12 protein-coding genes are annotated in these 11934 nt (G+C 53.8%); 3 read left to right on the top strand and 9 right to left on the bottom strand.

Going from position 1 to position 11934, the window contains the following annotated elements; genetic code table 11:
• Positions 1-310 precede the first annotated feature (310 nt).
• Positions 311-679: a DUF1456 family protein gene (locus tag FEF65_RS07055; RefSeq protein ID WP_138239098.1), complete on the top strand. Its 369-nt coding sequence runs from the start codon at positions 311-313 to the stop codon at positions 677-679.
• Between the two features lie 9 nt (positions 680-688).
• On the top strand, positions 689-2053 hold the full coding sequence (locus tag FEF65_RS07050; protein ID WP_138239097.1) for a hydantoinase/carbamoylase family amidase: 1365 nt from the start codon (positions 689-691) through the stop codon (positions 2051-2053).
• A 36-nt stretch (positions 2054-2089) separates the two neighbouring features.
• Here the strand turns inward: FEF65_RS07050 and FEF65_RS07045 are convergent, their stop codons facing one another.
• Positions 2090-4108: an ATP-dependent DNA helicase RecG gene (locus FEF65_RS07045; RefSeq protein WP_138239096.1), complete on the bottom strand. Its 2019-nt coding sequence runs from the start codon at positions 4106-4108 to the stop codon at positions 2090-2092.
• A 571-nt stretch (positions 4109-4679) separates the two neighbouring features.
• Between FEF65_RS07045 and FEF65_RS07040 the strand changes: the two genes are divergently transcribed.
• Complete coding sequence (locus FEF65_RS07040) at positions 4680-4883, top strand: hypothetical protein (RefSeq protein WP_138239095.1); 204 nt, start codon at positions 4680-4682, stop codon at positions 4881-4883.
• Between the two features lie 280 nt (positions 4884-5163).
• Here the strand turns inward: FEF65_RS07040 and FEF65_RS07035 are convergent, their stop codons facing one another.
• The 8 genes from FEF65_RS07035 to greA all read right to left on the bottom strand — a co-directional run bounded on the left by FEF65_RS07035 (position 5164) and on the right by greA (position 11863).
• Complete coding sequence (locus FEF65_RS07035) at positions 5164-5475, bottom strand: RnfH family protein (RefSeq protein WP_138239094.1); 312 nt, start codon at positions 5473-5475, stop codon at positions 5164-5166.
• Complete coding sequence (locus FEF65_RS07030; protein WP_138239093.1) at positions 5475-5903, bottom strand: type II toxin-antitoxin system RatA family toxin; 429 nt, start codon at positions 5901-5903, stop codon at positions 5475-5477. The genes FEF65_RS07035 and FEF65_RS07030 overlap by 1 nt, the downstream gene beginning before the upstream one ends.
• 54 nt (positions 5904-5957) lie before the next feature.
• The gene (gene der, locus FEF65_RS07025) at positions 5958-7340 is read right to left on the bottom strand and encodes a ribosome biogenesis GTPase Der (protein WP_138239092.1); all 1383 of its coding nucleotides are present in this window, start codon (positions 7338-7340) and stop codon (positions 5958-5960) included.
• 19 nt (positions 7341-7359) lie between these two features.
• Positions 7360-8553 carry an outer membrane protein assembly factor BamB family protein gene (locus FEF65_RS07020; protein WP_238701241.1) on the bottom strand — a complete coding sequence of 398 codons (1194 nt, stop codon included), beginning with the start codon at positions 8551-8553 and terminating at the stop codon, positions 7360-7362.
• Between the two features lie 8 nt (positions 8554-8561).
• Complete coding sequence (locus tag FEF65_RS07015) at positions 8562-9224, bottom strand: tetratricopeptide repeat protein (protein WP_138239090.1); 663 nt, start codon at positions 9222-9224, stop codon at positions 8562-8564.
• A gap of 341 nt (positions 9225-9565) precedes the next feature.
• Positions 9566-10633: an AI-2E family transporter gene (locus tag FEF65_RS07010; protein ID WP_138239089.1), complete on the bottom strand. Its 1068-nt coding sequence runs from the start codon at positions 10631-10633 to the stop codon at positions 9566-9568.
• A complete protein-coding gene (locus FEF65_RS07005) occupies positions 10618-11121 on the bottom strand; it encodes a DUF4149 domain-containing protein (protein WP_138239088.1) in 504 nt (167 codons plus the stop codon). The genes FEF65_RS07010 and FEF65_RS07005 overlap by 16 nt, the downstream gene beginning before the upstream one ends.
• Positions 11122-11404: 283 nt before the next feature.
• Positions 11405-11863: a transcription elongation factor GreA gene (greA, locus tag FEF65_RS07000; protein WP_420813962.1), complete on the bottom strand. Its 459-nt coding sequence runs from the start codon at positions 11861-11863 to the stop codon at positions 11405-11407.
• Positions 11864-11934: the final 71 nt, after the last annotated feature.

Below are 11934 nucleotides of genomic sequence, written 5' to 3'. Positions count from 1 at the left end.
CAATCCGATAACGATGGCGGCAACAACAGCGACTGATCAGGGTGGTAGGGGCGATAACTCGTACTCATGCTTCATCCTAAACATGAATCATACGATCAGCACTAGCTTCTGCCGCGCAGACTCCTAGGTGCCTGTCGGACTGAAGCGATCCGTATCCGTCTTCATGCAATCAAGTTGACGCTGCCGGCTTTCAGTCCACCACCCTCATACCTGTTATTTTCGCCGATTCAAATGTATCGTGGCGACGGCAATCACTCTCACCACCGCTTTTCACACCTATGTGATACATTAATCAAGCCGGAGCAAACCCTTGACCAATAACAATATTCTAAAAAAAATATGCATCGCCAACAATCTCAAGCACTTTGAAGTGAAGGAGATTTTCGAGCTCGCTGATTTAGAATTCAGCAGCAGCCAGATCAAGGCATTTATGGCCGGCTCACAAAATAAAAACTATGAGAAACTCTCCGATGAGCATTTCGAGGCGTTTCTCAACGGCTTCATTATCTATTCGCGCGGCACCGTCGAAGAACCGACCATACTTCCCCGTACGATTGAAAACTTTATCATCGGACTCATCGAGGCCGACAACCGGGATGCGCTCGAAGAGATGCGCTGCCTGATCGAAGATGGCATCGATCATCTGCCCAATGCCACAAACAGCAAGACAGCTGACTGATTATCCCTCATGCCTCATCGCTTTGATATCCCTGCCGCAACCATCTCCGGGCTCTACCGGGTCATTGATCGCATCGGCAACCTTGGTCCGGGCGCCGGATTTCTGCGTGCACCCTGGTCTGACGAAGAGTCATTGGCGATGCAGCATATTGAGAGCGCCGCTCTGGCTGCCGGCCTGACTTCACGCCGCGATCCTGTTGGCAATCTCATCATTGAAACACCGGGGATGTTTGCAGAATGGGTGGAAACAGGTTCGCACATGGACACAGTACCCGGGGGAGGCAATTTTGATGGCACGGCCGGTGTGGTTGCGGGGCTCGCCGCCATCACAGCCATCTTCCAGCGACCACTGCCTTTACAACGCGGATTGCGCCTGCGCATTTGGCGTGGTGAGGAGTCATCGACCTTTGGCACCGTTTCTGCCGGCTCCCGGGCAGCCCTCGGGCTGCTTGATCCTGCCGTGCTGACCCGAACCTATCAAAATCGCACGCTGGCGGAGGCCATCACCTCCCAGGGTGGTAACCCCGGCGCCATCAGAGCCGGCCTGCCGCTCATCAGCTTAAATGAACTTGATGGCATTGTGGCCCATATCGAGCTCCATATTGAACAGGGAAGCATACTCGAGCAGGGGAATTTTGATCTCGGTATTGTCACCGGTATCCGTGGCTCCAGCCGTCGCTGGGTCCATCTTGAAGGCGCCTTTGATCACTCAGGCGCTACCCCCATGGGAACGACATGGAGGCGGGATGCCAACCTAGCCATGGCTTATATGCAGGTTCGCCTGGACCAACTGCTCAGCGAAGCTATCACTGCCGGCGCAGACCTTGTTCAGACCGTTGGTGTGGTCAATGCCAGCAGGGACCTGAACGACTCGATAGCGAAGATCTACAACAATGCCGTTAGCAAAGTCAGTGGCTACGCTTACTTTTCACATGAAGTCCGTGGTTGCAACAGCTTGGAAGTTCATAATTTTTCTCAGGATGCATGCGATGTTATCAGGCAAACAGCAGCTGAATTCGGCATTACCGTCGAGATCGATGAGTTCTCTGTTGTGGAGGGTATCCCCGCCCTGGATCACGGACTGCAGCAACTGTTAAACGACTGCTGCCATGCACATGATGCTTCCACGACCTCGCTGGCCAGTGGTGCCTGGCATGATGTTGCCGCGCTGCATCGTTTTCAGAGAAACAATGGCAGCAGTATTGCTGTCGGCATGCTCTTCGTCCCCTGTCGCAGTGGCATCAGCCACTCACCTGACGAATACACATCGCCGGAACAGCTTGCACTCGGTGCATCCGTCCTTGCCAGTGCCCTTGCCTCTCTGGCCTGTCACCTTGCCGATTCATCACTGCATCATACGGTGCACACGCTTTAACGACTGCGCCAATACCTTTTTTCAGGACGCCCCCTCCTAATCTGCTGAATCCGCGAACGGGCGCCAGAATCGCAACATCGCTTCATCAGCTGCGAAATCCGGTAAATGTTCATACCACTGGCGAATAAGCTCTCCATCTCCGGCCAGATTGATCAGTCTGAAGCCTGCATCACCATGCTGACGGGTACCGATCGCGTCACCACTGCCACGCATGGCAAGATCAGCCTCCGCCAGCTCCAGGCCGTCATGACTACGAACCAGCTGCTGAAGCCGGCCCAGTGATGACTGACTTGCCTGCTTACCGGCGATCAGCATGCAGTACCCCTGCTCGGATGAGCGCCCTACCCGTCCGCGCAACTGATGCAGCTGCGCCAGACCATACGACTCAGCCTGTTCAACAATCATCAGTCGCGCCTCAGGTACGTTCACGCCAACCTCTACCACGGTCGTGGAAACAAGGATCTTGCATGCACCGGATGCGAATGCCTGCAGCACTTCATCCTTGACAGAGGCCTTCATGCGCCCGTGCAGGCCGAGCACACCGGCGGCAGGGAAATAGCCCTTAAGCAGCTCCACCCGCTGATCCACAGAGATGCCATCGTCATCCTCATCAATGCGCGGGACAATCCAGTAAATTCGACCATCCACATCGAGCATTCGCTGCATACCGTCAGCCAGAGGCCGCATTTTATCTGCGCTGATCACGCGTGTTTCAATAGGTTTCCGACCCGGAGGCATACCGCGCATCATTGAGAGATCCATATCGCCGTAGAGCGCAAGCGCAAGCGTGCGCGGAATTGGCGTAGCAGTCATGGCAAGCAGATGCACCGCCTGATGATCCGGCTTTCTTTTTTCAGCCAGAGCCCAGCGCTGCCTGACACCGAAGCGGTGCTGCTCATCCACCAGCGCCAGTGCCAGATGATCAAAGCAGACATCATCTGTCAGCAAGGCGTGGGTACCCACTACCAGACTGATTTTGCCGCTGGCCAGAGCGGCCAGAATCTTTCTGCGCTCGGCAGCCCGGGTACTGCCGGTTAATAACGCAACATCGAGCCCCAGCGGCATCAGAAGCTCGCGCAACGTGATAGCATGCTGGCTGGCCAATACGCTGGTCGGTGCCAACAGCGCCGCCTGATAGCCACTGCCAGCCACAGAGGCCATGGCCAATGCGGCAACCCACGTTTTACCGGCCCCCACATCCCCCTGCAGCAAGCGGTGCATTCGACGGCCTGATGTCATATCGGCGGATATATCCTGCCACGCTGACTGCTGTGCATCGGTCAGGGGAAAAGGCAGCTGCTCAAGCAGCTCACTGCTCAACCGTTGTGATGCAAGCAAAATTCCCGGACAATCGGCTTGCCGCTTCTTATCCCGCATCAGCAACAGATACAGAATAATCTCTTCGCTTTTAAGCCGTGAAGATGCATGGCGAAGCATGTCACTGTCGGCTGCGTGCGGCTGATGCAACTGCAGCAATGCCTGTCTTAGAGAGGGCATGCGGTATTGTGTCATTAATATGTGATCGAGCGGACTGGTGGCAGTCGCAGGCAACATCAGCAACGCCTGCCGGATCATCGTGCCGATACGTTTGCCACTTAACCCGGCCAATGCCCCGTAATGCGGCTGATAGCCCGGCTCGAATGCTTCTGCAACACACCACTCCGGATGCGTCATCTGCCATTGCCCCTGCCATCGTTCGGCAACACCTCGAACAGAAATCAGCCGTCCCTCAGTCAGACGGGCATCACCCATCATAAAACCGGCATGAAAAAAATTCAGGCGAATTTGCCCATGATCATCGGCAAGGCGGATCCATACCTGCCTGTCCTTGCCATAGCCACGAGCCTCTTTGCTGATGATCCGTCCCTCAATACGGCCGGACTCGCCTTCACGCAGCAAGGAAATCGGTGAGACTCGACGGTCATCAATATAATTTAACGGAAGATGCAGAAGAAGATTACCAATGCAGTCAATGCCGCGGCCGTGCAACCTCTTCTCCAGCGACGGACCAATTCCCTTTACCGCAGACAGCGGAAGCGCCATATACTGATACATCGGCTTATAGTGGCTGATTGGTGAACGGCGCTCAATATCTGATCACACAACATATAGCAGCGCTCGTCTCTGGTAAGCAAAACTGTATGGGCAGCCAGACAGATGCCGGCCACCCATGAATCAGCGATTCATTATTTCCAGCACTACAAGCAGGGAAACAACGAAGATAATGGCACCATAAAACTGAAACTTTCTAAGGAATACATCATTCATATTTAACTCCTTCAGCACAGCGATATAGGTGCATCATATACAGGAATTACATCTTATCAGGAAAAAAACTTTATGATCAACATGTTATGGCATATCACTCATGTATAACATGATATATAGACAGAGGCATAAGTCACAATCACTGACATGAGCACACTCCCCTCTTCCACTTTCAACCACCAAAACAGGCAGGCGACATAGCTGCCATCGGCATATCAATGCAGAAAATAGCCACCGCCATACATACCCGTCAGCTGACGCTCAACAGCCGGTTACATCAATGCGATCAATATCTGCATGCGTACCAGAGCCTTCATGATCCGGCCTGCCAACACGTGCCTGCTCAGGTGAAAAATTGATGCTTTTAATCCCGGGTTGTTATGATGATCAGGATGAAATGAACATCCTCACTGCTGATGACAACACAAATCATGCGGAGGGAAACAAGAATCCCACCATAACGGTGAAGAACGTCCACCAGAAAATTGCAGCCACTCCTGCAACCAGCGGGTTAACAGGGATCGATCTGTGGAACTTCAGGAACATGAGCATTGAACGGTGATGGTGATGTTGATAAACCGGCATCCAGCCAGCTATCAGATCACTAAGGCGATGCTGATTGATTGCCCTCCTGGCAAAAATCAGTTCGCAAAGGCAAATACGTGACAAAGAGGCATGAACCGATTGGACGGCCAACGGCCGCCCGCAGGGCGAGGGCATGATGCCCGAGGCATTTTATCTTTGCTTATAAATCAAGGTCTTGCGCGTTTGACTTGATTCGCTGCATTCTGCAGCTCGCCGGATTGTGGCGCGCTCGGAAGCGCCGACACATCAGCGCTTCCTTAAGCATCCTCACTGCCGCGACTTTCCTTACGCGCCCGAATACGGGACTTTTTGTCTTCCACGGCATGCGCATCACGCGGCTTACGCGGCAATGCCCGATAAATTTCCACCCGGTCACCGGACTGCAACGGTTGTGAAGCTGGCACCAGCTTCCCGAATATCCCCAGCTTGTTGGCAGACAAATTAATCTCTGGATGTTTGGTCATCACATCGCACATCTTCACAGCTTCTTCTGCCGTCGTCCCCTCCACCACATCAAAGGTCTGCAGGTATTGCTCATTAGGAAGTGCATAAACGACTGTAATACGCATCAATTCACCGACATTGCGCGCTTTTCAAAGGCCTGAACCATCGATTTGCACGCAGTTGAAAAAATTGGACTGGCAACAAGATCAAGCATCATGCTGCGAAATTCGAACTCAATTGAGAAGTGAACCTTACAGCGATCTTCACCCGCCACCTCAAACGTCCAGACACTTTCAAGAAAGCGGAATGGACCATCGAGCAGACGAATTTCGACCAGTTTATTGTTCACAAAACGATCGACTGTCCTGAATTTGTGATGGGTGCCGGCAAGATCAGCCACAAGTTCAGCCGTCAGCTGCCCATCCTGGCGAGTTAAAACTGTCGCCCCGGCCACCCAGGGAAGAAAATCGGGGTAGCGCTCAATATCCATAACCACGGCAAACATTTTTGCCGGCGAGCATGCAATCGTACGCGTCTCCTCGAAACTTCGCATGGACTACATGACCCCGGGCATGGCGTAAAAAATATCGCTCAACATGTCTGAACGTTAATCCTTCTTGTCCACATACGGGTTCTTGCTGGAGGAAAATGAAAAACGGACCGGTACACCGGCAAGGTTGAATGATTTTCGGAACGATTGCTCAAGATAACGACGATAGCTTGTTTTCAGTGCTGTCGGTCGGTTACAGAAGATCTTGATCGAAGGGGGATTGGTTCCCGTCTGGGAAGCATATTTCAGGCGCACAATGGCGCCATCCGTGCCCGGCGGATGCTGGGCTTCCTGAGCAGCTGTCAGCCAGCGATTCAGCTCACCGGTGCCAAGACGGAAATGGTTGCGTGCAGCAGCCCTGACCGCTTCATCCAACAGTTTCTTAACCCCTTTACCCTCTTTTGCAGTAATGCGAAACACCTGCACATCGGAAAGAGCCCGCATACGGAAATGAAGACGTTCTGCGTAGTACTTCCAGTCCTGCTCGGTCAGCAGGTCCAGCTTGTTCACAGCCACCAGAAGTGCACACCCTTCATCCTGTGCCAGTTGCATCAGGCGCATATCCTGCTCAACAATTCCCTCACCGCCATCAAGCAGCATGACAGCCACATCCGCACGCTTAAAGGCCTGCACAGCCTTTACCCGGGCCACAAACTCAATCACATCGCTAATGCGACCATGCTTACGCTGCCCCGCTGTATCGACGAGGCGGACAACACCATGTTTGTAGGGAACCGTGGAATCAATCGCATCGCGAGTCGTCCCGGCAATCGCACTCACCACCATGCGCTCACGACCAAGCCAGGCGTTAATCAGTGTTGATTTACCCACATTCGGACGCCCGATCACCGCAATATTTGCCAGCGGCTCTTCGCCCTCCTCTTCTTCCTGCCCTTCAACGACCGGTGGCAGAATCGATTCAAGCCGCTGAATCAGCTCAGGAATGCCCTGGCCATGAACCGCAGAGACAGGCAGCGGCTCAGCGATGCCCAATGAGTAAAAATCAACAGCACTACAGAAACGCTCGGCCTTGTTTACCACCAGCAGCACCGGGATTCCCTGACGGCGAAGTTTATCGGCAATCAGTCCATCGACACCTGTCGCCCCTGCCTGCCCGTCAGCAACAAAAAGAACAATATCGGCAATCTCAAGTGCAGCCTCAACCTGGCTGTCGATGGCCGGCTGCATCACATCATGCGTTCCTTCTCCGATACCGCCGGTATCAACCAGCACAACATGGCGTGCCCCGAGCAAACACTCCCCTTCAAGGCGATCAACTGTAACGCCCGGGCGATCGCCCACTATCGCCTGCCTTCTGCCAACCAGCCGGTTAAAAAGCGTGGATTTACCGACATTGGGTCGTCCGACGATCGCTACGACCGGTAGCCGGCCGGGAAGCCTGTCAGCCGGCCGGTCATTCGAAATGGTGTTTCCGCTCATGTGGTATCCTGTGTCCTGATTAGCGCAGCATATAGAGCACGCCCAGGTTGTTCCTCACCAGCACACCGCCGGAGGTAGCAACCGGAGCACGATCAATGCGGCCGGAGAGTTCAATCTGACCGGAAAGGTGACCTTCCTGATCTATTCGGTAAACCTTACCCTGATCATCCGCCAGCCAAAGCATCCCCTGCGACAGGACCGGGCCTGTTAATTCACCCTTGCTTAGCTGCAGTTTCCACCGGGTTTCACCACTGCCCGCATCCAGGGCACTGACAGAACCGGCCGTGTCCGCCACAAACAGGCGCTGACCAATCAGCAATGGAGTTGACTTTACTGACAGGTGACGGGCCCTGAGCTGACTGCCATCCTGCAGGGAGAGAAAGCTCAGCTCCCCCTGAAACAGCGATACAGCAAGAAGATCTTCATCACGCCCTGATTGGGCGGCAGGAATCACTACAGGCGAGGCAACCGGCACCTTCAATTCACTCAGAACGGCAGCATCGTTATTCAACACCATCTGCCGCTTCCACAAAAAGCCGCCATCGCCGGCCCTCATGGCGACCACATCACCATTGCTGAGTGCGGCATAGACGTGATCTTCATAGACAGCCGGAGATGGTGTGAGATGCATGCCAAGCCCACCCAGGTTGCCTGAAAAACTCCATACCTTGTTACCGTTGGCTGTGAATCGGTATATCTGATTGTTTGCTGCCTGGATGATAAAGTCGTGATCGACCGCTACCGGGCGCCCGATCAGGGCAGAACCGAGGGCATAGCGCCATTTGATCGCAAACGTCTTCAAATCCAGACCGTAGAGGTTACCGGCAACATCACCAAGCACCACCAGCCCGTTATCCAGCTGCAGCGCACCGGACTCACCCGCTGCCTCAATGCTGATGCGTTGCTGCTCACTGCCGTTGTCGCGATATACTCTGACACGGTTATCCTGTGCCCCGGCAATGATAAGATCGCCCTCCGGCGTCGTAATCACAGCCGGAAGACTGAATCCGGGCGGCGAGGCAGGTTGCCGCTGGTCAAGATTGTTTCGCCAGACCAGCTCAATCGGTGCACTACGCAGAACGACAGCAGCATTTTTGGCGATCTCTGACGAGGCAGCGGCTTGCTCAGGCGTATTCATCGCAGAACAGCCCGAGGCAAGCAGCACAGTCGCCAGAAGCGGGCTTAACAGCAAGGTCGTAGATGTGCGCTTCATAACAGCCATCAGGAGGCAAGCAGAGCGAGCTGTTTCTGAATCTTCTGCTTCAGCTGCTCATCCGGTGAAGCGGCATCGAGAGCTTTTTGCAGCTGCTGCTTTTTCTCATCCGCATCTTTTGCAATGGAAGCAAGCAGGTAATAGCGCAGTTGCTGATACTCTTTACCCACCGGCTCCTGCAGCAGTGTGGCTGCGGCAGCGTTATCACCGGCTTCGATTTTCATGCTGGCCAGGTCAAGGCGGGCCTGCCACTTCCATTCATCCATCGCAGCCGGGTGATGCTCCAGTGCCTTCAGGTGTTCTTCGGCATGTCCGGCGTCGACCACAGCCAGCTGCATCTGCGCCAGTGCCGCATAACTGCTTGAAGAAAATCCTGACACCAGACTGTTAAAATAGGCGCTTTTTTTCGCCTTGTCTTCCTCATTCACGGCCTGCTGATAGAGGGTTGCCGCAGCAGCCTGTTGCGAGCGGCTATGCTCCAGCCACATACCGCCGGCGACCAGACCACCAGCCAGCAGCAATGAAGCAACCACCAGTGACTGCTGGTTCTTTTTGGCCCAATCCTGCCACTGAGCCGAACGCATATCGCGTTTTAACTCTTCCATTTCCGTCTTCAGCAGGATCTCCTGCTCAACGTCATTCACGCTCTTGTCTGATCCATTCTGGTTCATTGATTCCCTTCCTGAAACTGCTATCCGTATTACATCTGCAAATCAGACTGCAGCCAAGCTGTGTGACTCCAAGGAGGTGCTGATCATTCAGCTCTTCCTTGCGGGCCATGGACGACCCGCCAAATCGAGCGCGCAAGTGCCTGATTTGTAAGCAAAGGCAAAATCACGCTTTTGCTTTTGCGGACTGATTTTTGTCAGGATGGCAACAAATCTGCACCCCCCTGATACACCGCAGCGTGAACACCGAAACAGTATATCGATGTCAACTACAGGCAGGGTGATGAAATTCACAGCCATCGCAAGATGGGTGCAGCCTAAAAGGCAGCCCCCTGCTGTCAACGTCAGCCTTTTTCAGCGCCTGCCAGCCTGCGCTCCAACACAATGGAAACGACGCTCTTGACCAGAGCCGCCATCGGTATGGCGATGATCACACCGACAATACCCCAAAGACTGCCGAACATCAGAATTGCAACAATAATGGCTATCGGATGCAAATTGACAATTTCCGAGAACAGCCACGGCACAATCAGATTGGCATCGATCGTCTGCACAACCAGATAGGCCAATACCCCATACGCCATGGTTTCTCCCCACCCCCACTGAAAATAGGAGAGCAGAACAACCGGCACCGTGACCACGGCCATGCCGACAAACGGCACCCATACAGACAAACCGGTCAGCACCCCAAGCAACAGGGCGTAATCATGACCCATAAGCCAATAGCTCAGCCACATGGCCAACCCTACCACGAAAGCTTCCCAAAATTTGCCGCGAATATAATTACCGATCTGTGTATCAAGCTCGGCCCATACCCGCTGCAGCAGTGTACGCTCACGAGGAAGAAACTGTTGTGCCCAGGCAATGATCTGATGTTTATCTTTAAGCAGAAAGAAAACCAGCACCGGCACCAGTACTGCATAAACAAGCAACGTGATCATGCCGGGTATGGATGCGATGGAAAACTTCAGCAGGGCCCCGCCCCACTCCTGCATCTTTGCTGCCAGCGCGGCGATGACCTGCTGCAGGTAGTCGGGATTAATCCACTCTGCATGGTTGGTTTGCACCTGCTGCAGCATATCGCGCAACGACTGTACATACTGCGGTGCGTGCGACACGAGCCTGCCGATCTGTGCGGTCAGCAGAGGCATCACCGTTAACAGTGCAAACAGCAACAACAACAGCGCGCTTCCAACGGTCATGGCAATGGCCAGCATGCGCGGAATCCGGCAGCGCCTCAGCAACTCGACCACACCATCGAGCACATAAGCCACAGCAATAGCAAACAGCAGCGGAGCCAATACCGGAATCAGCAGCATCAGCAACAGGAAAATGACCAGCAGCGAGGACAGAAGCATGACCAGCTCTGTGTCTGCCAGCCATTCCCGGAGCCAGGCTATAAAGACGGACATGTGCCCTTCTTCGAGTCATTTCCGATCGGAGATGTGGCAACGAGCATCGCAGCCACAATGCTTGCCAGCAGGTGCAATACCGCACTGATGCCATGCCACATACCAAATTTCTGACGCAGCGGATTGTCTTTCGGAATCAGATCAATGGGCCCCATCTGGTGCTTGATATCTGCCATCAGGGGGGCCAGTCCAAACACATTGATGGCCACCAGCAGACAAAGAGCCGCCAGCAATATCCAGCTGCGCCGGCCGATAATCTGACCGTCACTTTGCATCCGCCACCAGAATGAGGCCACAGCAGCCGCCAGAAACAGCAATGTAACCAGACTAAGATGAAAAATTCTGCCGGCCAGCTCGCCGGCAAGCGCCTGACTGCCGGCCCCGGCAAACAGAACAGGTGCGACGATATATCCCGGTATCACCAGCAGAGCCAGCATCATGGCCAGACACAATCGAATTGCGCCGGCACGCAAGCAAGTCATTTTCATACTACCTCCCGACCTTCACCAGGCTGCCTCACTTGATGCAGATCATCATCACTATGAAAAAACGAAGCCGCCCCATGCCACACCGATCAAGCCGTGAGCACAAGCGGCTATCGCAACAGGATGATCAGATATGATGACTTCGAATGAAGTCATCAACGCGCCCATGGACGGGCGCGCAAATCAGATACTTGCAGTGCAAGCATCTGATTTGTAAGGAAAGTGAACATCACACCTTTCGCTTTCCGTGGAGGAAAAGGGCCACGATGGACTTTTTCCGAGACCATCAGATATAATCAATCGCCTGAATTTCAAACTCACGCTCGCCACCGGGCGCCTGAACCACAGCGACATCACCGAGCTCCTTGCCGATCATGGCACGGGCGATCGGAGAGGTAATCGATACTTTTCCCTTCTCGATATCAGCCTCATCAACACCAACGATCTGGTAAACCACCTCGGTACCGGTATTCACATCGATCAGCTCAACAGTGGCACCAAACACCACCTTCTCTGCCTTGATCGTGGATGGCTCGATGATGTGTGCTCTGGCCAATTTGTCTTCGATATCAGTAATGCGGCTTTCATTCAGCCCCTGCTCTTCCTTGGCAGCATGATATTCGGCATTCTCTGACAGGTCACCGTGCGCACGTGCAGCTTCAATAGTCGCAACAATCCGGTGGCGATTTTCACCCTTGAGATATGCCAGTGTCTGTCTCAATGTTTCAGCACCGCTTTTGGTCATGGGAACACGTTCCAACTAACTCTCCTTGGTTGATGTGGTTAAAATAGAAACGGGAGGCAAAGGATCGCCTC

Origin of the sequence: Mariprofundus erugo (assembly GCF_005818865.1) — a bacterium.
Lineage (GTDB): Bacteria > Pseudomonadota > Zetaproteobacteria > Mariprofundales > Mariprofundaceae > Mariprofundus > Mariprofundus erugo.
Note: the sequence above shows the minus strand (reverse complement) of the source record. Positions and strands in the feature narration are given on the sequence as shown.

Bases quoted from the DNA above. Each gene is read 5' to 3' on its own strand.
- FEF65_RS07050 (WP_138239097.1), top strand. From the start codon at position 689: ATGCCTCATCGCTTTGATATCCCTGCCGCAACCATCTCCGGGCTCTAC.
- FEF65_RS07045 (WP_138239096.1), bottom strand. From the start codon at position 4,108: ATGTATCAGTATATGGCGCTTCCGCTGTCTGCGGTAAAGGGAATTGGT.
- FEF65_RS07040 (WP_138239095.1), top strand. From the start codon at position 4,680: ATGCTTTTAATCCCGGGTTGTTATGATGATCAGGATGAAATGAACATC.
- FEF65_RS07035 (WP_138239094.1), bottom strand. From the start codon at position 5,475: ATGCGTATTACAGTCGTTTATGCACTTCCTAATGAGCAATACCTGCAG.
- FEF65_RS07030 (WP_138239093.1), bottom strand. From the start codon at position 5,903: ATGCGAAGTTTCGAGGAGACGCGTACGATTGCATGCTCGCCGGCAAAA.
- der (WP_138239092.1), bottom strand. From the start codon at position 7,340: ATGAGCGGAAACACCATTTCGAATGACCGGCCGGCTGACAGGCTTCCC.
- FEF65_RS07020 (WP_238701241.1), bottom strand. From the start codon at position 8,553: ATGAAGCGCACATCTACGACCTTGCTGTTAAGCCCGCTTCTGGCGACT.
- FEF65_RS07015 (WP_138239090.1), bottom strand. From the start codon at position 9,224: ATGAACCAGAATGGATCAGACAAGAGCGTGAATGACGTTGAGCAGGAG.
- FEF65_RS07010 (WP_138239089.1), bottom strand. From the start codon at position 10,633: ATGTCCGTCTTTATAGCCTGGCTCCGGGAATGGCTGGCAGACACAGAG.
- FEF65_RS07005 (WP_138239088.1), bottom strand. From the start codon at position 11,121: ATGAAAATGACTTGCTTGCGTGCCGGCGCAATTCGATTGTGTCTGGCC.
- greA (WP_420813962.1), bottom strand. From the start codon at position 11,863: ATGACCAAAAGCGGTGCTGAAACATTGAGACAGACACTGGCATATCTC.